The 24324-nt window shown below is 66.5% G+C and carries 23 protein-coding genes; 2 read left to right on the forward strand and 21 right to left on the reverse strand.

The annotated features are described in order from the left end of the window. Positions 1 to 31 precede the first annotated feature (31 nt). The 12 genes from EMB92_RS07930 to argH form a co-directional block, all read right to left on the reverse strand. Complete coding sequence (locus EMB92_RS07930; protein WP_395951957.1) at positions 32 to 877, reverse strand: TlyA family RNA methyltransferase; 846 nt, start codon at positions 875 to 877, stop codon at positions 32 to 34. After that, positions 870 to 1076, reverse strand: coding sequence for a hypothetical protein (locus tag EMB92_RS07935; protein WP_150394429.1), 207 nt, complete (start codon positions 1074 to 1076; stop codon positions 870 to 872). Before EMB92_RS07935 ends, EMB92_RS07930 begins: the two co-directional genes overlap by 8 nt. After that, positions 1073 to 2116, reverse strand: coding sequence for an HAD-IIA family hydrolase (locus EMB92_RS07940; protein WP_150394430.1), 1044 nt, complete (start codon positions 2114 to 2116; stop codon positions 1073 to 1075). Before EMB92_RS07940 ends, EMB92_RS07935 begins: the two co-directional genes overlap by 4 nt. Before the next feature lie 11 nt (positions 2117 to 2127). After that, positions 2128 to 4068, reverse strand: a complete 1941-nt coding sequence (locus EMB92_RS07945) for a tetratricopeptide repeat protein (RefSeq protein WP_150394431.1) — start codon at positions 4066 to 4068, stop codon at positions 2128 to 2130. Between the two features lie 163 nt (positions 4069 to 4231). After that, on the reverse strand, positions 4232 to 5554 hold the full coding sequence (tyrS, locus tag EMB92_RS07950) for a tyrosine--tRNA ligase (RefSeq protein WP_150394432.1): 1323 nt from the start codon (positions 5552 to 5554) through the stop codon (positions 4232 to 4234). A 98-nt stretch (positions 5555 to 5652) separates the two neighbouring features. Next, the gene (locus EMB92_RS07955) at positions 5653 to 6504 is read right to left on the reverse strand and encodes a putative ABC transporter permease (RefSeq protein ID WP_190973611.1); all 852 of its coding nucleotides are present in this window, start codon (positions 6502 to 6504) and stop codon (positions 5653 to 5655) included. Then, entirely contained in the window at positions 6501 to 7001 is a 501-nt protein-coding gene (locus tag EMB92_RS07960) for an HD domain-containing protein (RefSeq protein WP_140444436.1), read from the reverse strand. Before EMB92_RS07960 ends, EMB92_RS07955 begins: the two co-directional genes overlap by 4 nt. Before the next feature lie 208 nt (positions 7002 to 7209). Continuing rightward, complete coding sequence (locus tag EMB92_RS07965) at positions 7210 to 7605, reverse strand: rhodanese-like domain-containing protein (RefSeq protein WP_043165458.1); 396 nt, start codon at positions 7603 to 7605, stop codon at positions 7210 to 7212. Positions 7606 to 7654: 49 nt separating this feature from the next. After that, positions 7655 to 8464, reverse strand: coding sequence for a thiazole biosynthesis adenylyltransferase ThiF (gene thiF / locus EMB92_RS07970; protein WP_150394433.1), 810 nt, complete (start codon positions 8462 to 8464; stop codon positions 7655 to 7657). A 28-nt stretch (positions 8465 to 8492) separates the two neighbouring features. Further along, positions 8493 to 9362: a thiazole synthase gene (locus tag EMB92_RS07975; RefSeq protein WP_150394434.1), complete on the reverse strand. Its 870-nt coding sequence runs from the start codon at positions 9360 to 9362 to the stop codon at positions 8493 to 8495. A 59-nt stretch (positions 9363 to 9421) separates the two neighbouring features. Then, positions 9422 to 9616, reverse strand: a complete 195-nt coding sequence (thiS, locus tag EMB92_RS07980) for a sulfur carrier protein ThiS (RefSeq protein ID WP_043165460.1) — start codon at positions 9614 to 9616, stop codon at positions 9422 to 9424. A gap of 457 nt (positions 9617 to 10073) precedes the next feature. Further along, positions 10074 to 11546 carry an argininosuccinate lyase gene (gene argH, locus EMB92_RS07985; RefSeq protein WP_043165461.1) on the reverse strand — a complete coding sequence of 491 codons (1473 nt, stop codon included), beginning with the start codon at positions 11544 to 11546 and terminating at the stop codon, positions 10074 to 10076. 193 nt (positions 11547 to 11739) lie between these two features. Here argH and EMB92_RS07990 point away from each other — a divergent pair, with 193 nt between their 5' ends. Both EMB92_RS07990 and EMB92_RS07995 read left to right on the forward strand, forming a co-directional pair. After that, positions 11740 to 12315 carry a macro domain-containing protein gene (locus EMB92_RS07990; protein WP_150394435.1) on the forward strand — a complete coding sequence of 192 codons (576 nt, stop codon included), beginning with the start codon at positions 11740 to 11742 and terminating at the stop codon, positions 12313 to 12315. Beyond that, complete coding sequence (locus tag EMB92_RS07995; RefSeq protein WP_150394436.1) at positions 12312 to 12587, forward strand: hypothetical protein; 276 nt, start codon at positions 12312 to 12314, stop codon at positions 12585 to 12587. Before EMB92_RS07990 ends, EMB92_RS07995 begins: the two co-directional genes overlap by 4 nt. 489 nt (positions 12588 to 13076) lie before the next feature. Here the strand turns inward: EMB92_RS07995 and EMB92_RS08000 are convergent, their stop codons facing one another. From EMB92_RS08000 to pheT, 9 genes are all read right to left on the reverse strand, one after another. Then, on the reverse strand, positions 13077 to 14315 hold the full coding sequence (locus EMB92_RS08000; RefSeq protein WP_107043389.1) for an argininosuccinate synthase: 1239 nt from the start codon (positions 14313 to 14315) through the stop codon (positions 13077 to 13079). A gap of 103 nt (positions 14316 to 14418) precedes the next feature. Then, a complete protein-coding gene (gene argR / locus EMB92_RS08005; RefSeq protein WP_150394437.1) occupies positions 14419 to 14922 on the reverse strand; it encodes an arginine repressor in 504 nt (167 codons plus the stop codon). Next, positions 14919 to 15884, reverse strand: a complete 966-nt coding sequence (argF, locus tag EMB92_RS08010) for an ornithine carbamoyltransferase (RefSeq protein ID WP_107043391.1) — start codon at positions 15882 to 15884, stop codon at positions 14919 to 14921. The genes argR and argF overlap by 4 nt, the downstream gene beginning before the upstream one ends. 70 nt (positions 15885 to 15954) lie before the next feature. After that, a complete protein-coding gene (locus EMB92_RS08015; RefSeq protein WP_150394438.1) occupies positions 15955 to 17283 on the reverse strand; it encodes an acetylornithine transaminase in 1329 nt (442 codons plus the stop codon). Continuing rightward, entirely contained in the window at positions 17273 to 18229 is a 957-nt protein-coding gene (gene argB, locus EMB92_RS08020) for an acetylglutamate kinase (protein ID WP_043167853.1), read from the reverse strand. Before argB ends, EMB92_RS08015 begins: the two co-directional genes overlap by 11 nt. A gap of 167 nt (positions 18230 to 18396) precedes the next feature. Beyond that, a complete protein-coding gene (gene argJ, locus EMB92_RS08025; protein WP_150394439.1) occupies positions 18397 to 19569 on the reverse strand; it encodes a bifunctional glutamate N-acetyltransferase/amino-acid acetyltransferase ArgJ in 1173 nt (390 codons plus the stop codon). Continuing rightward, a complete protein-coding gene (gene argC / locus EMB92_RS08030) occupies positions 19566 to 20660 on the reverse strand; it encodes an N-acetyl-gamma-glutamyl-phosphate reductase (RefSeq protein ID WP_150394440.1) in 1095 nt (364 codons plus the stop codon). Before argC ends, argJ begins: the two co-directional genes overlap by 4 nt. A gap of 139 nt (positions 20661 to 20799) precedes the next feature. Beyond that, on the reverse strand, positions 20800 to 21576 hold the full coding sequence (locus EMB92_RS08035) for a hypothetical protein (protein ID WP_150394441.1): 777 nt from the start codon (positions 21574 to 21576) through the stop codon (positions 20800 to 20802). Positions 21577 to 21711: 135 nt separating this feature from the next. Next, positions 21712 to 24321: a phenylalanine--tRNA ligase subunit beta gene (pheT, locus tag EMB92_RS08040; RefSeq protein ID WP_150394442.1), complete on the reverse strand. Its 2610-nt coding sequence runs from the start codon at positions 24319 to 24321 to the stop codon at positions 21712 to 21714. Positions 24322 to 24324 lie beyond the last annotated feature (3 nt).

Raw genomic sequence — 24324 nt, forward strand, 5'->3', positions numbered from 1 at the left:
GGCGTGGATGAAGGGCCCGGACCGGGGTCGGTCAGGAGCGGCAGACGGCGTAGAGCAGCCATTCGGCGTTGCCGTGGGTGCCCTCGATGGGGCTTGGGGCCGTCGCCACGACGTCGAGCCCGTGTTCGCGCGCGCATGCGACGATGTCGTCGAGCGCCTGTCTGCGCAGGGCCTCGCTTTCGACGATGCCATGCCGGTCGAGTCCCTCGCGGCCGACCTCGAACTGCGGTTTGACGAGCAGCACGACGCGCGCGCCCGGTGCGGCTATGCGGGCGATCACCGGAATCACGTACTTGAGGGAGATGAAGGAGACGTCGGAGACGATCATCGCCGGACGGTAGGGCAGGTAGTCGGCCTCGACGTCGCGGATGTTGACGCCGCTCATCTCGATGACGCGCGCATCGCCGGCGACACGCGGGTCGAGCTGGCCGTGGCCGACGTCGAGCGCGATGACATGCGCGGCGCCGCGGCGCAGCAGCACCTGCGTGAATCCACCGGTGGACGCGCCGATGTCAAGACAATCAAGGCCCGCGGGGTCGGCAAGCCCCTCGGCCGCGAACCGGTCGAAGGCGCCGACGAGCTTGTACGCGCCTCGCGAGACGTAGTCGTCGCCCTTGTCGACGACGATGCGCATGCGAGGCATATCGCCGTCATCGCCCGACGTGTCGGCGCCACCAGCAGTGGCGGCGGCGCCGACCGCGAACGACGGCTTGGTCACGACCCTGCCGTCGACGGTGACCTTGCCGGCCCTGATGAGCCGCTGCGCCTTGGAGCGCGAGTCGACCACTCCCCCGGCGACGAGCCACAGATCGAGTCGGTCGGGCATGTCGGGCATGTCGCCGGCCGGGCCGGACGTGTTGAATTCGACGTCACCCATGGTGCGCACCCCGCCCGTGGGACGCATCCGACCTGCCGATCGCGTCGAGTTCGTGCTGCAGATCGTCGAGCACGCCGCGCAGCGCGTCGATGCGTCGATCGTCATCCATGCCTCCGATGTCGGCGAGCTGCGGGAACCGTTCGATCAGCGGATCCCGCAGCGACCGTTCGTCGTCGGGGTTGGCGGGAGTCACGCTCACAGCGCGAACTCCGGCAGATCGATCGTGCTCATGTCCGCGCCCGAGTCGGCGGCCTGCCATGCGGCGCAGACGGCGGCGCGAAGCGCGTCGACCGAGGTCGCGTCGCAGACGGCGATCGTGCCGGAGACGGCGTCGAACGCGGCGCTCGCCTCGCCGCACGTCCAGCGGCCGCCGCCCTGATCGACGGGCTCGGGCATGACCTCGCCCAGCGCGCGCAGATCCGGCGCGATGTAGGTGGGGCGCAGGTGCGCGGGAGCGAGCATGAGCTCGTGCGGGTTGGTGACGCCGGTGAGTACCGCGAGCGAATCATAGCCGCCGCGGTTGCCAGCCTCGATGTCGGTGTCGAGACGATCGCCGATCGCAATCGAATGCTCCTTGGGCACGAGATCGAAGCCCTCGGAGGCGTTGAGCTCGCGCGCCTCGTCGTACATGAACGATTCCGGCTTGCCGGCGGAGGCGACCGGTTCGACGCCGGTGGCGGCGATCACGGCGCGGATCATCGAACCGCAGCCCGGGGCGATGCCGAGCTCGCGCGGAATCGTCAGATCGCGGTTGGTCACGAAGTACGTGGCGCCCGCCTCGACCGCGAACGCGGCGTTGGCCATCATCTGCCAGGTCATCTCCGGGAACCATCCCTGGATGACGGCGGTCGGATGCGCCTGCGGGTCGTCGGTGACGACGAGTCCGGCGCGGGTGACCTCCTCGCGCAGGTGTTCGGCGCCGACGACCAGCACCGTGGAGCCGGCGGGCACGGCCTTGGCGACCATGCGCGCGGCCACCACGGACGAGGTGATGACCTGCCAGGGTTCGACGTCGAGGTCGAAGCCCCTGAGCTGTTCGGCGACGACCCTCTGGAAACGCGACGAGTTGTTCGTCGTGTACTCGATGGTCATGCCGGCCCGTTCGGCCGCACGGATCGAGTCGGCGGCGTGTTCGACCGGGTTCTTGCCACGGTAGACCACGCCGTCAAGGTCGAGCAGCGCAAGCTGGTAGGCCTCGGCGAGCGGCTTCGTGGTGCCTTTGAGCAATCGCGTCGTCATACCGGTCTCGCTCACGCCTCGGGCTGCTCGGCCGGCTCGGAGGATTCCGCCTCGGCGTGCTCCTCGACCTTCTCCGTCTCGTCGGATTCGGGCTCGTCGTCCGATTCGGCGCCGTCCACGGCCTCCTCGGCCGGGGCCTGCGTCTCGTCCTCGTCGGCGGATTCGCCGTCGACGCTCTCGGCCGACTCGTCGCCATGGTTGGCGTCGTCCTCGGGCTCATCGGACTCGTCCTCGGGCGCGTATTCGGCATCCTCCTCGGTGATGCCGAGTTTCTCGAGGATCTCCGGATCCTCCAGATGCTCCAGATCGTGGTCGATGACCACGTCGTCGCTCTCCTCGTCCTCGTCGAAGTCGGCGTACTGGTCCTCGAGCTTCTCGATGACCTGATCGAGGTCGATGGCCTCGTCGTTGCGTCCGGCCTCCTCGAGGAACAGCTGCTCGGCCTGCAGCGCACGCATGCGGTAGGCGCCCGGCAGACCCTTGGAACGGCCGAGGGTGTGCACGATCTCGATGGCCTTGTCCCACAGCTTCAGATCGGCGAGCGCGCCGGCGTAGACGAGGAACATCTCGGCCTTGGACTCGCCGCGCAGCGTCTTGGCGTCGTCGGAGGAGACGATCTCGATGGCTTTCTTCGGGTTGCCGAGACCGCGCTCGCAGTCGGCGATGAACGGCAGGTAGTCGGTGAAGCCGTTCATGCGGTACGCGGTGCGGAACTCGCGCAGGGCGAGCTTGTAGTCGCCCTTGCGGTAGGCGATGAAGGCAAGCGTCTCGCGTGCGAAGTCGATGCGGGAGGCCTGCTTGGCGGCCCACTGGGCGTGCTCGAGCGCGGCTTGCGGATCGTCCTCGATGAGCGTGTAGGCGGCCAGGATGTGCAGGCCGATGTTCTCGGCGTGCTCCTTGGACAGGCCGCGCAGACGCTCGCGCTCGTCCTTGGAGAGCATGGCCCACACGAGGCCCTTCGGCATCTTCGGCTCGTTCGGACGACGATCGGTGTACGGGTTCTGCGAGGGGAAGCTCATCGTGCCGTCGGAGTTGCGGCGCGGACGGCTCATGTACTCGGTGCGCTTGTGCTCGCGGTATTCGCGCTTCTCCTCGTCGGTGAACGAACGGCGCTCGGCGTTCTGCTGGTCGCGGTTGCCGCGGTCGTCGCGGCGGTCGTCGCGCTGGTAGCGCGGGTTGCCGTTGTCGCGGCGCGGGCCCTTGTGGAAGTCCTTGTGGAAACCGCCCTCCTTGCGGGGGCCCTTGTGGAACTCGCGACGCTCCTCGCCCTCACCGGCACCCTCACGACGATCATCACGACGGAAATCGCGATCGCCATCCTTGCGGAAACCGCCCTTGCCGCCGTCACGGCGGAAGCCGCCGCGATCGCCGTCGCGACGCGGGCCCTTGTGGAAGTCCTTGCGGAAACCGCCGTCCTTGTGGAAACCACCTTCCTGGCGCGGGCCCTTGTGGAACTCGCGACGCTCGCCGCCCTCACCGGCACCCTGACGGTCCTCACGACGGAAATCGCGATCGCCATCCTTATGGAAACCACCGGACTTATGGAAGTCCTTGCGGAAACCGCCCTTGCCGGCGCCGTAGCCGCCACGGCCGTTGCCGCGGAAGCCGCCGTCCTGACGCGGCCCCTTATGGAACTCGCGACGCTCGCCGCCCTCACCGGCACCCTGACGGTCCTCACGACGGAAATCGCGATCGCCATCCTTGCGGAAGCCGCCGGACTTATGGAAGTCCTTGCGGAAACCGCCCTTATGGAAGCCGCCCTCGCCGCCGTCACGGCCTCCGGACTTGCCGTAGCCGCCGTGGGAGCCGCCGAACGACTTGCCGCCGTTGCCACGCGGCTTGAAGCCCTTGCCGCCGCGGCCGGACGGACGGCCCGAACCGGAGCCTCCGTGACCGTAGCCGCCCCTGCGTCCGCCGAACGACTTGCCGGAACGCTCGTTGCCTTCTGCCATGTGTATGCCTTTCCTCGTGTGGATCCGTAATCGAAGAGTGGATCCCCAAACAATCAAATGAAAAAACGGTTATGCGGGAAACGCCATGCAACCGCCGTGGAAGGCGATGCCGCGCCCCGCATGCAGGCGGTCCCCGATGTTCCACCGGGGACCGCGTATCGGATCAGTGCTTCTCGACGGCGCCGAGGGCCTTCTTGCCTCGGCGGATCAGCGCGAAGCGCCCCTGGAGGAAGTCGCCCTCGCCGAGCACTGCCTCCTCGTCCTCGACACGCTCGTTGTTGAGGTAGACGCCGCCGGACTTGATCGCGCGGCGCGCCTCGGATGCGGTCTTGAACAGGCCTGCGCTCTGGGCGGCGTCGATCACGCGATCGCCGGCCGCCGCGGCCGGGAAGATGTGCTCGCCGTTCTCATCGACGACCTTGAAGCCGTCGAGCACGGATTCGAGCGTGTCCTCGTCGATCGTGTTCAGGTCACCGCCGCGGCCGAACAGTGCGGAGGAGGCGTCGATCGCGGCCTGCGTCGCGGCCTCGCCGTGCACGAAGCTGGTGACCTCCCAGGCGAGCGCCTTCTGCGCCTCGCGCTTGCCCGGATTGGTCTTCGACTCCTCGACCAGTCGTTCGATCTCGGCCTTCGGCAGGAAGGTGAACGCCTTGAGCAGGCTCTCCATCTCCACGTCCGGGCGGTTGATCCAGAACTGGTAGAACTTGTACGGCGAGAGCATCGTCGGATCGATCCACACGGCGTTGCCCTCGGACTTGCCGAACTTCTTGCCCTGCGCGTCGGTGATGATCGGGCTGGTGAACACGTTGACGTCCACGCCGCGCACCTTGTGGATCAGGTCAAGGCCGGAGGTGAGGTTGCCCCACTGGTCGGAGCCGCCCAGCTCGAGCGTGCACTGGTATTCGTCGTACAGGTGGAGGAAGTCGTTGCCCTGCAGCACCTGGTAGCTGAACTCGGTGAAGGAGATGCCGTCCTCCGAGTTGAGACGACGGGCCACGGTGTCCTTGGCGAGCATCGTGCCGAGTCGGAAGTTCTTGCCGACGTCGCGCAGGAAGTCGATGACGTTCATCTGCGCGGTCCAGTCGTAGTTGGACACGAAGCGCACCGGGTTGGCGCCGTCGGTGACGAGGATGCCGCCGATCTGCTTCTTCAGCCTCTCGGCCCAGCCGGCCACCACGTCCTTCGGGTTGAGCGTGCGCTCGCCCGACTGGCGAGGATCGCCGATCAGACCGGTGGCGCCGCCGACTAGGGCGATCGGGTGGTGGCCCGCCGCCTGCAGGTGACGCATGTTGATGAGCTGGACGAGGTTGCCGATGTGCAGGGACGCGGCCGTCGGGTCGAACCCGCAATAATAGGTGATCGGCTCTCCGTTCAATGCCGTCGCGAGTCGATCCCGGTCCGTGGACTGGGAAATCAAACCGCGCCATTCCAGTTCATCGAGCAGGGTGTCGAATCCCGCCTCTTTGAAGTCGATGACGTGAGCCATAACCTTTGTCTCCCTATCGAATTGTGGGCATAATGCGTCTTACAGTGTCGCAGAACAGGCCGACAGCTCTATTCGTCAGGGGGGCCGGAAAAGAGGAGCTACCTGCGGCCCTCGCCGCGGCGCAGCTGCCTGAACGCCTCGCGCAACTGCTCGAGCGTCTCGTTGTTGCGCACGGTGCGCAGCTTCGGGAACGAGGCGATCATACGACGCTGCTGACGGTTGAACACGGAGTCGGCGGTCTCGCGAAGACGCACCATGAGTTCGGTCGACATCTGCCGGCCGGAGCGCAGGGATTCGCCGACCTTCTCGCCGAATCTGCCCGGCGCGCCGTTGAACGCGTCGCCGAATGCATCGGACGCGCCGTCGACCATATCGCCGACCCTTTCGCGCATCGCGCCGCTGTACCTGGCCGCGACCGCTTTGAACCGTTCGAGGCTGTCCTCGAGGTCGATGATGCCGATCACGGTGATGATCGTGTCGGCCACGGTCAGCGCGAACAGCGTGACGAACAGCCAGTGGATCACCATGATCGGGATCATGGCGGTGACACGCGCCACCTCGGGCTGGACCACGTCGACGATCACCACTCCCCCGACGCCGAAGATCAGCGCGCCGTACAGGCAGATGCGTCCGTTGAGGTTGATCGGGAAGTTCGAGTAATCCCACCAGCGCGCGTGGAACAGCAGCTCCATCGCCCACGAGGTCACGTATTCGAGCAGGCACGCGCCGACGGCCGAGATGACGAACAGGAGGATCGGATTGCGGACCCCGCCGAGCACGACGACGCCCAGCACCGCACCGGTGCCGTAGATCGGGCACAGCGGCCCGTTGAGGAAGCCGCGGTTGACGGGGCGACGCTCCTGAACGGACACGAGGATCGACTCGTACACCCAGCCGCAGAAGCTGTAGAACAGGAACCACAGGAACAGGTATTCGACCGTGAGGATCACGCAGGCACCTCGCCCTTGTTGAACCGATCGAGCGAAAGCGTCTCGCGCGTGGCCGAGAGCTTGTCGGCGATCGTGACGAGATACCCCTCGACGTACCGCGGGGGCGTCGGAGTCATCGGGAACATGTGATTGGCGATCGAATCGCGTTCGATCGCGTTGAGACGGAAGTCCCGCAGTGCGTTGCGCAGGGCGGCGCCACCATGGGTGAAGCCATGCAGGCGGTGTTCGCCGTCGTCCCAATCGTGCCAGTCGTACAGGAAGTAGTCGTGCAGCAGGGCGGCGCGGATCAGTGATTTCAGGTCGACGCGACGCCACAGATGCGCACGGTCGGCGATCCACACCGCAAGGCACGCCACGCGGATCGAATGGGCGAACGTGGAGACGTTGCCATGCTGGAAGCAGCGCCGTTCGATCTGCATGTGCCTGTGTTCGATGACTTCACGGCCGTGTACGGCCACCAGTTCCTGAATCTGCGTACGTGTGAGCAGACGTGCCACGGTTCGGTCCTTTGCGGTTTTGCGATGTGCGGGGATTGCGCGGTCGCTCGACAGTCATATGGAACATGTCGAGCGATGTCAGGACCGATTGTAGGGTCGTCCCGTGGCTCGGGCTTTCATCCCTCGGAACGATTTCCACCGGGCCTTCACCATTTGCGTTCGTGTTGCCCGAAGTCGCCATTCACCGGCGATCGCCCCGCGAGTCGCTTTACGCCAGTCCGTGCGACTCGGCGTATTCGCGGTAGGCGCGGAACCCGCCTTCGAGGCTCGCCACGTCGTAACCGCGGTCGGCGAGGATCTCGGCGACCTCCTCGCTCCACCAGCCCTCGGTGCAGTAGACGACAACCGTGCGCGTCTTCGGCACGGTCCTGAGCACCTTGGCCAGCGGGTCGAGGGGCGCGTTGATGGCCCCCTCGATCGGGCAGGCGGCCACGTCGGCCGGTTCGCGCAGGTCAAGCAGCGTGACGGGTTCTCCTTCTCCCGTCGTTCCCGAGGTGACGATCACGGCGAATTCGGCCGGGCCGATGCGCCGGAACGCCGGTTCGGCGTCCGCCGTATCGACGGCATCGGCATCATTCGCATGCAGCTGCAACGCAATGGACATGTGCTGTTCTTCTTCCCCTTCGTATGGATTCATCCGAAACGTTCGGATCTCAGATCGCGCAGGCCGGCTGGATGTAGTTGTCCGGGTCGAGCGTGGTGATGGTCGGCCTGTCGCCGCACACCGGACAGTCGGACACGTGGTCCGGAAGCGGGACGCGCCGGATGTTCATCGTCAGCGCGTCGACGGTGAGCATGCGTCCGACCAGCGGTTCGCCCACGCCGATGATGAGCTTGAGCGCCTCGGTGGCCTCGAGGCTGCCGATCACGCCGACGACCGCACCGAGCACGCCCGCCTCGCGGCAGGTCGGCACCTCGCCGGCGGCCGGCATGTCGCCGAAGATGCATCGGTAGCAGGGGCCATGCCCCGGCACGACGGTCATCACCTGACCGGCGAACCCGACGACGCCCGCATGGATGAACGGCCTGCCCGCCAGCACGCAGGCGTCGTTGATGAGGAACTTGGCCGAGAAGTTGTCGGTCGCGTCGATCACCAGATCGTATCGGGCGATGAGATCGGCGATGTTGCCGGCGTCGACCGGCTCGTCGTAGGTCTCGACGGTCACGTCCGGGTTGATCGCGCGAACCGAGGCGGCGGCCGACTCCGCCTTCGGTTCGCCGACGTTCGCGGTGGTGTGGATGATCTGGCGCTGCAGGTTGCTCAGGTCGACCGTATCGCCGTCGACGATGCCGATTCGCCCGACGCCGGCTGCCGCCAGATAGAGCGCGACCGGCGAGCCGAGCCCGCCCGCGCCGACGATGAGGACGCTTGCGGCGAGCAGCCGCTTCTGCCCTGCGACGCCGACGCCGCGCAATATCAGATGACGGGAATACCGTTCGAGCTGTTCGTCCGAGAACGCCATGCCAGATGCCTCCTACTATTCGCCGCTCTCAGTGCAGGTAGCCGGTGGTCGGGCTGGACGGCACGGCGTGGCCTTCGGTCACCTTGCCGAGGCCCGACAGGTAGGCCGCACGGCCGGCGTCGATCGCGTGCTTGAACGCCTCGGCCATGAGCGGGATGTTGCCCGCGGAGGCGACGGCCGTGTACGCCATGACCGCGTCCGCACCCATCTCCATCGCGTCGCACGCCTGGCTGGGGCGGCCGATGCCGGCGTCGATGATGACCGGCACATGGGCGTTCGCGATGATGATCTCGATGAAGTCGCGCATGCGCAGACCCATGTTGGAGCCGATCAGTGAGCCGAGCGGCATGACCGCGGCGGCGCCGGCCTCCTCGAGCTGACGTGCGGCGATCGGATCGGGGAACATGTACGGCATGACCACGAATCCCTCCTTCGCGAGCATCTCGGTGGCGCGGATCGTCTCGGCGTTGTCCGGCAGGAGGTACTTGGTCTCGTGTTCGATCTCGACCTTGACGAAGTCGGTGTGGCACACCTCGCGGGCGAGGCGGGCGATGCGCACGGCCTCCTCGGCGTTGCGCGCGCCGGACGTGTTCGGCAGGAGCGTGATGCCTTCGGGGATGTAGTCGAGGACACTGTTCTCGGTGGTGGTCGCGCGGCGCAGCGCCATCGTGACGATCTGCGTGCCGGCGTGCTCGACGGTGGCCTTGATGAGGTTCAGGTCGTAGCGGCCGGAGCCGAGGATGAACCGGGACCGGAACTCGTGACCGCCGAGGTTCAGCGGCTTGTCCTCGACGGGCAGGATCGGCGCGGAGGTGCCGACCGGGTTGACGACCGCCGGCTGCGGCGGCAGCGGCGTGGCTTCGACGGATGCCTCGGTGACCGGATTGATGTTGCTCATGTTGTTTCCCTTCATTGCCTTCATTGGTGTATTGATGTGGTTGCGAGACGCTCTACGCCTCACCCGCCCTGAACGAACTGCACGATCTCCATGACGCACTGGTCGTCGAGCATCGTCTCCTCGCGACGCTCGCGCGGGATGATCTCCCCGTTGAGTTCGATGGCCACGCGGCCTGCCCGGTATCCGTGCGCGTCAAGGTATTCGGCGACGCTGACCGGCGCCTCCAACGTGACCTGCTCCCCGTTGACCTGCATATGCTCCACCCCTTTCGGTGTTCGTAGGGCATGCCCTCCATATCTCCTGCGGCAGCCGTGTATGGCACGGCGACCGCATGAGCCGGTACGACCGGTATGAAAAAGGGCGCACGAATGTAAGCCGTACCCTAAGTGGTGCGCCCATCCATGTGCCCTGACATGCGACCATGCGTGCGCCGGATTCGCAGCCGGACGAGTAACGACCGCGGATCCCGCGCTCGCATGGCTAGATTATGAGTTGTTCAGTTATGGGTCTTTCAGCGAACGATCCGCGTTCCGACTGAGTCGAGGAACCGGCATTCCGATGAACCGGATGCACGGTAGGAAACCATGAACAACGATTCCTTACGGCGGCATGACCCGCGTCAAGTTCCCCGGTCGAAGCTTTGCACTTCCTCTCAGCCTTTCGGCTCCCGTTCGTTATGAAGCCCAGTCTAGATGGCGACGATGACAACCGTCAGAACGTACCCGGAGTCTTGTAGGACGGGCCGTCGGAGGTGGAGTCGGCGAAGACCCTGAGCTCCTCCAGCTCGCGCTTGGCGTCGACGATCTGCTCGCGCACGCGGCCGTAGGCGGTGCCGCCCTTGCCGTTGCGGGAGTCGACCGAACCGTGGCTGGAGAGCACCTCACGCACGCCCGGCGCCTTGTCCGCGGGCAGGAACGCCGCGAAGGTGGAGATGAAGTCCTCGTCGGTCAGATCCCACAGCTCCTGGCCGCGGCCCTCGGCGATCTTCACGCATGCACCGGAGAGCTCGTGGGCGTGGCGGAACGGCACGCCGTTCTTGACGAGCCATTCGGCGATGTCCGTGGCGAGCGCGAAGCCGGTCGGCGCCTCGGCCTCGAGACGGTCGGCGTCGAAGCGCATGGTACGCACCATGCCGGTGAACGCGGGCAGCAGCACCTCGAGCGTGTCGACCTGGTCGAACACGGCCTCCTTGTCCTCCTGCAGATCGCGCGCGTACGCGGTGGGCAGACCCTTCAAGGTGGCGAGCAGACCGGTCAGATCGCCGATCAGTCGTCCGGACTTGCCGCGCGCCAGCTCGGCGATGTCCGGGTTCTTCTTCTGCGGCATGATCGAGGAGCCGGTGGAGTAGGCGTCGTCGAGCTTGACGAAGGCGAACTCCTGCGTGTTCCAGATGATGATCTCCTCGCTCAGGCGGGAGATGTCGACGCCGGTCATCGCGGCGACGAACGCGAATTCGGCGACGAGATCGCGCGAGGCGGTGCCGTCGATCGAGTTGTCGGTCACGCGGGAGAAGCCGAGCTCGCGGGCGACGGCCTCCGGATCGGTGCCGAGCGTGTTGCCGGCGAGCGCGCCGGAGCCGTACGGGGAGGCGTTGATGCGCTTGTCCCAGTCGACGAGGCGTTCGACGTCGCGCAGCAGCGGCCAGGCGTGGGCCATGAGCTGGTGGGCGAGCAGCACGGGCTGGGCGTGCTGCATGTGGGTGCGGCCGGGCATGACGGTGCGTCCGGCCTTCTCGCTCTGGGCGATGAGGGCGTTGACGAGGTCGAGCAGGAGCTTCGCGATGACGCGCGAGTGGCGGCGCAGCCACATGCGGATCAGGCAGGCGATCTGGTCGTTGCGGGAGCGTCCGGCCCTGAGCTTGCCGCCGAGCTCGTCGCCGGCGATGTCGATGAGGCCGCGCTCCAGTGCGGTGGCCTCGTCCTCGTCGTCCTCGATCGGGGCGAAGCTGCCGTCGTCGACGTGGCGCTGGAGGGTGTCGAGCGCGTCCTCCATGCGCTTCAACTCCTCGTCGGTGAGGAGTCCGGCGCGGCCGAGCGCGCGGGCGTGGGCGCGCGAGCCGGCGATGTCGTCGTCCGCGAGTCGCCAGTCGAACTGGGTGGACTTGGACAGACGGGCGAGCTCGGCGGACGGCCCGGAGGTGAAGCGGCCGCCCCACAGGGCGAGATGTTCGGTGTTTTCGGCCATATGCTGCTCCTTTACGATGTTGGTTGCTTGGGGTTGCTATGCGTTTTCGACCGTATGCCAGACTATCAGCGTTGCGCTACATAGCGTCGGGGATTCATGGGGATGAATCTGGATCTGTTTGCGATGGATATCCGCGGATATCCTATTGAGTGTATCGATGAGTGTATCGAGGTATCGCATGAGGGAGGCCGTCATGCCGTTGCACCTGGTTCGGCAGGACATCACACGCTTGGATGTGGACGCCGTCGTCAACGCGGCGAACACCGCGCTGCGCATGGGAGGCGGCGTGTGCGGGGCGATCTTCCGCGCGGCCGGCGCCGATCGCATGCGGAAGGCGTGTGACCGCCTCTCCCCCATCCGCACCGGGCAGGCCGTGGCGACTGCGGGCTTCGACCTGCCGGCGCGGTACGTGATCCACACGGCCGGACCGGTCTGGCAGGGCGGCGATCACGGTGAGGAGACGCTCCTGCGCGCCTGCTACCGGAACTCATTGGCGTTGGCGGCACATCTCAAGTGCGACAGCATCGCGTTCCCCCTGATCTCGAGCGGCATCTACGGCTATCCGAAGGCTCAGGCGCTCGACGTTGCCGTCGACGAGATCCGGCGCTTCCTGGATTCCTCGGTGGAGTCGCCGGAGGAGTCGCTGAAGCAGGATGATCCGGACCATGGCGCCGATCCGGCCGATCGAGCGGATCTCGACGTGTACCTATGCGTATTCGACAAGGAGGCCTTCGCCGCCGGTATTCTCTGCGACAGGTGCGCAGCATGATCGAACTGGAACGCGCTCGATATCACTGGGAGTTCGTATTCCTCGGCGCCAACATCGACGCCGTGCAAACGGCGGATGATTTCGGCATCGCGCCCCAATGCGCCGCCGATTTCCACGCCGATGGACAAGGTGTCGAATCATCGTTCGCTGCCGTGTCACGCGCCGCGACGGCCGTACGAGGAGGCGTGAGACTCGAAGCGGCCTCCGCCACCGCCGTGTTCCAGGACGTACGCGAGGACTACCGGTCGAGGGGGCAGTCGAGGCGACACTGAGGACTGTGCCAGGATCGTATTGCCGTCATCAGCCCGAAACCTCTCGCTGAACAAGGCATGACGAGATATCACTGCCATGTTATGACATGAATCTCTCACTGGCCAAGGGGCCCGCGAGAGATTGCCGTTGCGGCGTGCGAAGGACCTCTCGTTGAACGGCTCCCAGTGAGAGAACCACGCATATCGGTGACACATTTCTCTCGCCAAGGGCGCCCTCAGCGAGAGGTACACGTCACGAAGTGACGGAAACGGCTCGCCTCATACCGCTCGTCCTATGCCGCGCCGTTCTATGCCGCCAGACTTCACCTTGCGTCGCCATGCGTCGGCATATGCAAAAGGCCTTCTCCCGGAATGAATCCGGAGGAAGGCCTTGAGGAAATGGAGTTGATCGTTGCTGACCTGCGACGGTCGACCGACGTGTCAGTAAGACACCCGACCAGCCCGATCAGAGCCAGTCGGCAACAACCGACCGATCGCGTCAGCCCGTTGTCACTCGACGGTGTTGGACGGCACCTCGATGCCGTTGCCGAACTTGACGTCGCGGGCGGCGGCCACGCGGCTCGGCAGACCGTAGATGTCGATGAAGCCGTTGGAGGACTTCGAGTCGAAGCTGTCGCCGGAGTCGTAGGTGGCGAGGTTGTAGTCGTACAGCGAGGAGTCGGAGCGACGGCCGGTGACGACCGCGCGACCGCCGTGCAGGGTCATGCGGATCTCGCCGGAGACGTACTTCTGAGTGTCCTCGATGAACGCGTTGAGCGACTGGGTGGCCGGGGAGAACCACTGCGCATCGTAGACGAGCTCGCCCCAGCGCTTGTCGATGTCGCGCTTGATGCGGTGCTGCTCGCGCTCGAGGCAGCAGTTCTCGAGCTCCTGGTGCGCGGTGATGAGGGCCACGGCGCCCGGGGCCTCGTACAGCTCGCGGGACTTGATGCCGACCAGACGATCCTCGATCAGGTCGATGCGGCCGATGCCCTGTGCGCCGGCGCGGCGGTTCATCTCCTCGATGGCCTGCAGCGGGGTGACGTCGCGGCCGTCGATCTTGACCGGGATGCCCTGCTTGAACTCGATGACGACCTCGTCCTCGACCGGCGGGAACGCCGGGTCGTCGGTGTAGGAGTAGCAGTCCTTGGTCGGGCCGTTCCACGGGTCCTCGAGGAAGCCGGTCTCGATGGCGCGACCCCACACGTTCTGGTCGATGGAGTACGGGGACTTCTCGGTCTGGGTGATCGGCAGCTTGTGCTCCTTGGCGAACGCGATCTCGACGTCGCGGGTCAGGGCCAGATCACGGATCGGGCTGATGGCCTTGAGCGTCGGGTCGATGGAGGCGATGGACACCTCGAAGCGGACCTGATCGTTGCCCTTGCCGGTGCAGCCGTGGGAGATCGTGTCGGCGCCGAACTGGTGGGCGGCACGCACGAGGTGCTTGGAAATCAGCGGGCGGGAGATGGCGGAGACGAGCGGGTAGACGCCTTCGTACATGGCGTTGGCCTTGAGGGCCTTCATGCAGTACTCGTTGGCGAACTCGTCTCGCGCGTCGACGACGTACGCCTCGACGGCGCCGCAGGCGAGGGCGCGCTCCTTGATGGTCTCGAGGCTTTCGCCGCCCTGACCGACGTCGAGGGAGACGGCGACGACGTCCTTGCCGGTGCGCTCCTTGAGGTACGAGATCGCGACGGAGGTGTCAAGACCGCCGGAGTAGGCCAGTACGAGTCGATTGTTGTCTGCCATGGAATGCCTTTCTTCAAAAACAAACTGATGAAAGTATATACATAAGTCCGTATATTTATGCACCACCGGTGTGGCGCGTCTTACGATGCGGACGCGCCACACCTCACTTCGACGCCAGCGCGAGCAGCCAGTCGGCGCGCGCCTCCGCATTCCCCTCGTCGGGGCAGATCACCATCACGGTGTCGTCCCCGGCGATCGTGCCGAGCACCCCCTCCACCGGCTGCTTGTCGATGACGGACGCCACGTACTGTGCCGCGCCTGATGGCGTATGCACGACGATGAGGTTCCTCGCGGCGGCCACGGAGGTGACCAGCCCGCTCAGCACGCGCGACATCTGCGTCTCGGCCTTCGTCATGTCGGGGTGCTCGTCGTCGGAGACGTGCCCCACGGCGTAGGCCATCGTGCCGTCGGGCAGGCGCTTCTTGAACGCGTTCATCTCGTCCAGATCGCGGCTCAGCGTCGCCTGCGTGACGGCGATGCCCTGATCGGCGAGGATCGCCGACAGCTGCGACTGCGACGTGACGACGTGGTTCGTCAGCGCCTCCTCGATGGCGCTCAGCCGCGCCGTACGGGTCGTCGGACGCTGCAGGGAGCTGGATTCGCTCATGCGAGCAGGCTTTCGTCGCCGCGTGCCTTGCCGGTCAGCCAGGTCAGCAGCGCCTTCTGCGCGTGCAGACGGTTCTCCGCCTCGTCCCACACCACGGACTGCGGGCCATCGATTACCGAGGCGGTGACCTCCTTGCCGCGGTAGGCGGGCAGGCAGTGCTGGAACAGCGCGTCGGGCTTGGCGAGGGCCATGAGCTCGTCGTTGACCTGATAGTGCCAGAACGGCTTGGAGCGGATCGCATACTCGGCCTCCTCGCCCATCGACACCCACGTGTCGGTGAACACGCAGTCGGCGTCCCTGACGGCCTCCTTCGCGTCGGTGGTCACGAGGATGGAACCGCCGTTCTCGGCCGCGAGCGCCTCCGCGTCCGCGACGATGTCCGGACGGGGCAGGTAGCCCTGCGGGCCGGCCACGCGCACGTTCATGCCGGCGACGGCGCCGCCGAGCAGGTACGAGTTGGACATGTTGTTGGCCGCGTCGCCCACGTAGGCGATGGTCTGGTTCTTCAGGTTGTCGACGCCGCCGCGATGCTCGGCGATCGTCTGGAAGTCGGCGAGGATCTGGCAGGGGTGGAAGTCGTCGGTCAGCGCGTTGACCACCGGGTGGGTGGAGTACTTCGCCATCTCCTCGACGCGATCCTGGCCGAAGGTGCGCCACACCACGCCGTAGGCCATGCGGTCAAGCACGCGGGCGGTGTCGGCGACCGGCTCGCCGCGGCCCAGCTGGGATCCGGACTTGTCGATGACCAGCGGGTAGCCACCGAGTTCGGCCACGCCGATGGAGAAGCTGGATCGCGTGCGGGTCGACGGCTTGTCGAACAGCACCGCGACGGCCTGGGGGCCGGCGAACGGCTGCTTGTAGAAACGATCCTTGTGGAACTTGATGGCGAGTTCGAGGACCTGCTTCTGCTCCTCGTGGTTCAGGTCGTCGTCACGCAGCATGTGGCGAAGTTCGGGGGTCATGATGGTTGCTCTCTTTCAAAAGACGAATGACGAATGGGTCTGGGACGGACCGTGCGCCGACATCGGCCGGTCAGTCGTTGGGAAGGTCCGTCGGGACGGCCTTGAGGATGGCCAGCGCATCGTCCACGTCCTGTTCGGAGACGATGAGCGGCGGCGCGAAGCGCAGGGCGTCGGCGCGTACGGCGTTGACGATGAGTCCGTGTTCGAGGCACCAGTTCATCACCGCATGCGCGCACGGGTGGGACAGTTCGACCGCGTCCAGCAGGCCCCGGCCGCGTACGGAGACGTACAGCGGGTTGCCGGTGGCCATGAGGCCTTCGCGCAGCTGGCGCCCACGCTCCTCGGCGTTGGCGACGAGCCCGTCCTGCTTGATCACGGAGAGCGTGGCGAGCGCGGCAGCCGCGCCGAGCGGGTTGCCGGCGAAGGTCGAGCCGTGCGATCCGGGGGTGAACAGCGCGGAGAGCTTGGAGCCGAAGGCGATCATGCCGCCCATCGGGAAGCCTCCGGCGACGCCCTTGGCGAACGTGACGATGTCCGGGGTGATGCCGCCGGAGAGGTCCTTGCGCTGGAACGCGAACCAGGATCCGGTGCGGCCGATGCCGGTCTGCACCTCGTCGATGATGAGCAGCGCGTTGTGGATGTCGCACATCTGACGCACCTGCTTGACGTAGTCGGCGCCCAGAGGCTTGACGCCGGCCTCGCCCTGGATGAGCTCCATGATGACGGCGGCGACCGGACCCTTGCCGTAGTGGCCGACGCCGGTCTCGGCGAACGCCTCGTAGAGGGCGAACGGGTCGCCGGCTCGCACGAACTGGATGCTCGGCACGAGCGGCTCGAACGGCTTGCGGATGGCGGGCTTCCACGTCGCGGACAGCGCGCCCAGAGTACGGCCGTGGAAGCCGTTGGTCAGGGCGATGATGCGCGCGGGCTTGCCGCCCATCGCGGGCGAGGCTCCGGGCAGCGTGCGCCCGTAGAGCTTGGCGAGTTTCAGGGCGGCTTCGTTGCCTTCGGCGCCGGAGTTGCCGAAGTACACGTGGGAACCTTCGGGGGCGCCGGCGAGTTCGACGAGCTTGGCGGCGAGCCTGATCTGCGGCTCGGTGGCGAAGTAGTTGCTCGTGTGGGCGACCTTCGCGGCCTGCTCGGAGACGGCCTCGACCCACTTGGGGTGCGCGTAGCCGAGCGAGTTGACGGCGATGCCGGCGAGGAAGTCGAGGTATTCGTTGCCGTCGATGTCCCACACGCGCGTGCCCTTGCCGTGGTCCATCACGCGCAGCGGGGTGCCGAACACGTTCATGTGGACCTGGGAGTACTCCCCCAGCCACTTCTCATCGTTCGGGCCGAGCGTCTCGCCGCCCGCGGGGACATTGGCGTTGCTGACATCAATGGATTCAGTAGACATAGGAGCTCCTCATCTCGATGCCGTCCTCGGGCACGACCATGGTGCCGATGCCGGCGGTGGTGAATATCTCGTTCAGGATGGAGTGCGGCTTGCGGCCGTCGATGATGTGCGCCTGGGGCACGCCGCCGTCGATGGCGCGCACGCAGGCCTCCATCTTCGGGCGCATGCCGGATTCCAGATCGGGCAGCATGTCTCGCAGGTTCTCCACGCCGATGCGACCGATCAGCGAGTTGCGGTCCGGCCAGTCGGCGTACAGGCCGTCGACATCGGTGAGGATCACGAGCTTGCGCGCGCCGACAGCGGCGGCGAGCGCGGCGGCCGCGGAGTCGGCGTTCACGTTGAGCACCTCGGTGGCGTCGTCCTCGTTCGGGGCGACCGACGAGACGACCGGGATGCGTCCGGCGGCCACGAGGTCCTCGACGGCGGACGCGTCGACGGAGACCACGTCTCCGACCAGTCCGATGTCGGTGGCTTTGCCGTCGATGACGGGCTTGCGCTGCATGGCGGAGAACAGTCCGCCGTCCTCGCCGGACAGGCCGACGGCGAACGGGCCGTGCGCGTTGATGAGGCCGACGAGCTCACGCGAGACCTTGCCGGTCAGGACCATGCGCACCACGTCCATCGCCTCGGGGGTCGTGACCCTGAGGCCCCCCTTGAATTCGGATTTGATGCCGAGGGCCTTCAACATGCGAGAGATCTGCGGGCCGCCGCCGTGCACGACGATCGGGTGCAGTCCCACCTGACGCAGGAACACCATGTCCTCGGCGAAGCACTGCTTCAAGTGCTCGTCGACCATCGCGTTGCCGCCGTACTTGACGACGATGCGCTGTCCGGCGAACTCCTCGAGCCACGGCAGCGCCTCGATGAGTACCTCCGCCTTCTGATCGGCGCGCAGATCGGTGTGCACGTCGAAATGGAACCCAGGTCCCTTTAATTCTGTAGCCATAGTCTTCTTTCTAATCCCAGCGTTGTCCGGGATGGGCGTCGGTTTTCGTCATCCGACACGCTCCGGGCCGCTCTGGCCAAGTCTTTACGGTCTGACGACGAAAACCGACGCCCATCCCTCCGTCCCGGCGAAACGTGACGGCATCCACCCCGGAACCCGCCGGAACTTCAGCTTTCGTAGTCGGCGTTGATGTGGACGTATTCGTGGGTGAGGTCGTCGGTCCAGACGGTGGCCTCGGCGTCGCCTGCGTTCAGGTCGATGTCGATGTGGACCTCGCGCGGGGTCATGTCGACCTCGCTGCGGTCGCGTCCGGCGCCGCCGTTCTCGCAGATGCGCACGCCGTTGACGTCGACGGTCACCTTCTCGGAGTCGTACGGGGCGACTTCGGGCGGGACGGTGCCGAGCGAGGAGACGATGCGCCCCCAGTTGGGGTCGTTGCCGCTGATCGCGCACTTGAGCAGGTTGGAGGCGGCGACCGCGCGGCCGCAGGCGAGGGCCGCGTCCTCACTGGTGGCGCCGGTGACGGTGATGCGGATGTCGTGGCTGGCACCCTCGCCGTCGCCGATGATCTGGCGGGCGAGCGAGGCGCAGGCTTGGCGCACGAGCCTGTTGAACTCGTCCTTGTCGGGTTCGACGCCGGAGGCGCCGGAGGCGAGCAGGAGCACCGTGTCGTTGGTGGACATGCAGCCGTCCACGTCGATGCGGTTGAACGAATGCTCGGTGGCGACGGCCAGTGCGGCCTGCATCTGGCCCGCGGTGACGACCGCGTCGGTGGTGATGACGCACAGCATGGTGGCCAGCTGCGGGGCGATCATGCCCGAGCCCTTGACCATGCCGCCGATCCTCCAGCCGTTGGAACTCTCGAGTTCGACGGTCTTCGGCTTGGTGTCGGTGGTCATGATGGCGTGGGAGGCGTCCGCGCCGGCCTCGGGGGTGGCCGCGAGCGCCTGGTAGGCGGTCTCGGCGCCGGCGAGCACGTTGTCGAGCGGCAGCAGTTCGCCGATCAGACCGGTGGAGCATACCGCCACGTCCTGCGGTTCGGCGCCGACGAGGGCCGCGACCTTCTCGGCGGTGGCCTGGGACTGCGCGTAGCCGGCCGCGCCGGTGCACGCGTTGGCGCCGCCGGAGTTCAGGATCACGGCCTTGACGTGGCCGTCGGCGACCTGCTTGCGCGACCATTGGACGGGGGCTGCGCAGAAGCGGTTCGAGGTGAACACGCCCGCGGCCGCGTCCAGCGGTCCGTTGTTGACGACGAGGGCGAGATCCTTCTTGCCTTCGACCGACGAAATGCCCGCCGCGACTCCGGCGGCGGAGAATCCTTGCGCGAATGTGACGCTCACGGTGCGACTCCGATCTTGGTAAGTCCCTGATCCTCGGGCAAACCAAGGGCGATGTTCAGTGACTGGACAGCCTGACCGGCGGTGCCGCGGTTGAGGTTGTCGATGGCGGCGAACGCGATGATGCGCCCGGCGTGACGGTCGGTGACGACCTGCAGGTGGGCGGCGTTCGAGCCGATGATATTGCCGGTGGCGGGCAGGGAGCCCTCGGGCAGCAGGACCATGAAGTCCTGTCCCTCGTAGGCACTGGCCCACACCTGGCGGATCTCCTCGTCGCTCATCGAGGCGGCCTTGTCGGTCATCCTCGCGGAGACGGTGGCGAGGATGCCTCGCGACATGGGGGCGAGCACCGGGGTGAATCCGAGCGTGAACTCGTCGGCGGCCGAGGCGGGCTTGCCGGCGGCGTGGGCGAGGTTCTGCAGGATCTCGGGGATGTGGCGATGCGTGCCGCCCACGCCGTAGGGCAGGGCGGAGCCGAGTGCCTCGGCTGCGAGCAGGTTGGTGCGCTTCAGGTTCTTGCCGGCGCCGGAGTAGCCGACGACGAGATCGGCGACCAGATCACGGGGTTCGACGAGTCCCTCGGCGACGCCCGGCTGCATGGCCAGGGTGGTGGCGGTCACGTTGCAGCCGGGGCCCGCGATGCGCCTGACGCCGGGCAGGTTCGCGCGCTGGCGCGTGTAGCCGCCGTGGGCGTCGTGCCCGGTGATGAGCTCGGGCATGCCATAGGTCCAGTGCTTGTAGAAGTCGCCGCCGTAGAACTCGTCCCACGCGCTTTGCTCCTCGAGGCGATGGTCGGCGCCAAGATCGACGACGACCGCGTCCGGATCGAGCTTCGAGGCAAGGGCCCCGGATGCGCCGTGCGGCAGCGCCAGAATGATCACGTCATGGCCGTTGAGCACCTCGGGGGTGGTGTCCTCGACGGTCAGATCGGCCAGCTGCGGGATGTGGGGCATATGCCTGCCGAGCTTGTCCCCCACCGAGGAATGGCCGGCGACGCACGTCACCTCGAAATCCGGGTGGGCCGCCAGAATGCGCAATGCCTCACCGCCTGCATAGCCCGTGGCACCCGCCACGGCCACCGTATACTTCGCCATATCACGTCCTTATCCAACAAGACAACAAGCACGAGTATACGACTTATGCGGACTATTGCATAATTATGCAACGATGTGTTTCACAGTGTGATTCATCGCTTTTGCGACTTCGGACCGCATGAGGGCGGGAATCGAAACGTCACGCGGACAAAGAGTCGCCGCCGGAGGAGGAGCCGGAACCACCGCCGAGGCCGTATGCGTTGAGGAGCTGGGCATAGAGGTCGTTCATGCTGATGCCGTTGAGCCACATCCACACCTGTACGCCGGTGGTGATGACGTTGATGATGATCGCGGCGATCGCGAAGCCGCGTCCCTTCATGTGGAACGTCTTGGTGCGCCACAGCGAGGCGACGCCCATGATCGCCGGCAGGAGCGGCACTGAGAAGATCAACGCGAACACGAAGGCGATGATCGCGTAGGAGTCCCACCTGCCGTAGAGCGGGTTCTGATTGGGGTCGTTGACGTCGATGCCGTAGATGTAGTGCGGCGTATGCCCGTCGGCGGGGCGATTCGGGTTGTTGCCGGCGTACTGGTTGGCGCCGTTCGGGTTGTACGGATTGTACGGTCCGCCCTGTTGGCCCGGGTAGCCGTACGGATTGTATGCGGCGTTCTGCGGATAGCCCTGCGGGTTTTGCACGTTCTGCGCGTTCTGCTGCTGCGTGCCGTTGCCGTCTCCGCTCTTGGGGTCGGGATCGGGGGCGCCATAGAGGTACGGATTGTAGTTCGGCCCGAACTGGCTGCGCATCGCGCCGTAGTCGAGGTTTGCGTACTGGCCATACTGCGGCTGCTGCTGTGCAGAAGTCTGCGTCGGCTGCTGTGCAGCGGACGCGCCCTGGTCTGATGCGTTCCCCGGGGTGGCCGCGTTACCCCCGTTCGGTTCGGTGGGGTTATTCGGCTGCTGTTCGGGTGCGGTCATCAGGTTCCTTTCCTACAGGGTCGCGGGATATTGATCGATCAGTCCCTAGCTTACGCGAAAGGGGACGTCTTTCGACGTCCCCTGATCACGGTTCACGCCAAGCGCGAAGCACGCTCGGTCACGCTGTGACGCATATCACGCGCGCAGCTGCGCGCCGAGCTCGGCGGCCTTGTCGATGATCGCCTTGCGGATCGCCTCGCTGTCCTCGGCGGACAGGGTCCTGTCCGGGGAGCGGAAGACCACGGCGAACGCGAGCGACTTCTTGCCCTCGCCGAGGGCGTCGCCGGTGAACACGTCGAACAGTTCGATCGACTCGAGGTTCGCGCCGGCGGCCTCGCGCACCACGGCCTCGAGCTGGGCGGCGGTCACCGTGTCGTCCACGGTGAAGGCGAGATCCTGCTTGACGGGCGGGAACGTGGAGATCGGCCTGGCCTGCACCGGCTTGCCGTCCAGCGTGGAGAACAGCGCGGTCAGGTTGAGCTCGAACGCGGCGGAGTGCTCGGGGAAGCCGAGTTCCTCGTTGACGTGCGGGTGCAGCTCGCCGACGAGGCCGACGAACAGGTCACCGACCTTGACGTTGGCAAAACGACCCGGATGCCACTGGACGGGCACGTCCGCGGCGGCCGGCTGCTCGAGCGAGATCCTCGCACCAAGACGGTCGGCGATGCGGCGCACGGCCTCGACGGCGTCGGACCAGTCGACCGGACGCCGCCCGCCCAACCAGCCGGAGTCCTCGGCAAGGCCGGTCAGGATGCCGGCCACGTGGTCGGGCTGATCCGGCAGACCGGCGTCGAGCGCGGCCAACTGCTCGTCGGTCGGCTTCACGCCGCCGGGCAGGGCCGGAATCGCGGGAGCGTCCGGGTTCCACAGGTAGACGTGGCCGAGCTCGTAGAGCGAAACGTTCTCGATGCCGCGGCGGATGTTGCGCTGCACGGTGCCGGCGAGGGTCGGCAGGATGTGGCGGCGCAGGAACGGACGGTCGCCGTAGAGCGGGTTGGCGATCTCGACGCTGACCTTCTTGGTGGCCTCCGCGTCGTAGCCGAACGCCTTGTAGTCGGCGTCGCCGACGAACGGGTAGCTCAGCGCCTCCACCATGCCGTACTCAGCGAGCTCGTCGGCCACGCGGCGACGACGCAGCTGATCCGGGGTGAGCCCCACAAGGCCCTCGACCGGTGCCGGCGGCACGGTGACGGGGATCTCGTCGTAGCCGACGAGGCGCGCGACCTCCTCGACCAGATCGCACGGCTCGTTCAAGTCCGGACGCCAGGTCGGCGGGGTGACGACGAACTCGCCGTTGCCGCCGCCGGCCACCTTGCAGCCGATATCGGTGAGGATGTCGGAGATCTCGTTGACCGGGGTGTCGAGGCCGGCGACGCGCCTGACCTCGGACGCCTTGAAGTGGATGGCCTTGCGGTGGGCGGTATGGTTCACGTCGGTCGGGTGCTCGCTCGGCTCGCCGTCGCCGTACTTGACGAGCAGATCGACGGCCATCTGCGCGGCGGCCGGCTGCAGCTCGTAGTCGACGCCGCGTTCGAAGCGGCGGGACGCCTCGGACGGGATCTTGTGGCGGCGTGCGGAACGGGCGATCGTCACCTGATCGAAGTGCGCCGCCTCGAGCAGGATGTTCTTCGTCTCGGCCGTGACCTCGCCGTACAGGCCGCCCATCACGCCGGCCAGCCCGATGATGCGGGAGGCGCGTTCGCCGTTCGGCGAATCGGTGATGAGCAGGTCCTCGACGCTCAGCTCATGCTCCTTGCCGTCGAGCGTGGTGAGCTTCTCGCCCTCCTTGGCGCGACGCACGACGATCGGCGCCTCGAGCTTGTCAAGGTCGTAGGCGTGCATCGGCTGGCCCAGATCGAGCATCACGTAGTTGGTGACATCGACGGCCAGGGAGATGGAGCGCATGCCGGCGCGGATCAGGCGGCGACGCATCCAGTTGGGCGTGTGCGAGTTCGGGTCGAAGCCGCGGATGACGCGCGCGTAGTAGCGGTCGCATCCGGGCACGCCGTGGATCGGGTTGTCGTCCTCGATCTCGACCTGCACGTCCGGCACGGTGCCGGAGGCCTCGCCTGCCGGCTCGGGGACCTTGGCGTTGAGCTCGACGACCGGATCGGTGTACGCGGCGCCGGTGGAGTGGTGGAATTCGCGGGCCACGCCACGGTAGGAGAGCGTGTAGCCGCGATCCGGGGTGATGTTGATCTCCAGCAGCGGCTGGTCGAGATGCAGCAGGTGCATCGCGTCGTCGCCGGGCTTCAGGGCCTCGTACTCCTCGGTGGTGAAGCCGTAGTGGCGCAGCAGGATGATGCCGTTGTGGTCGTCGCCGAGGCCGAGCTCGCGCTCGGAGGCGCACATGCCGTTGGAGATGTGACCGTAGGTCTTGCGCGGCTCGATCCTGAAATCGCCCGGCAGGACGGCGCCGGGAAGCGTCACGACGACCTTCTCGCCGGCGGCCATGTTCGGCGCGCCGCAGATGATGCCGCGCGGCACCTTGTTGCCGTTCTCGTCGGTCTCGTTGTATTCGGGTCCGACGTCGACGTGGCACCAGTTGATGACCTTGCCGTTCTTCTGCGGCTCCGGGGTGGCGTCGACGACGTAGCCGACGACGATCGGACCGGTGACCTGGGAGGCGTGGATCTGCTCCTCCTCGAGGCCGACCTTGACGAGGTCCTTGGCCAGCTGCTCATAGGTGAGGCCCTCCGGGACCTCGACGTGTTCCTTGAGCCAATCGATATCAACCATAGGCATGGG

Source organism: Bifidobacterium callitrichos (assembly GCF_008698085.1).
Lineage (GTDB): Bacteria > Actinomycetota > Actinomycetes > Actinomycetales > Bifidobacteriaceae > Bifidobacterium > Bifidobacterium callitrichos.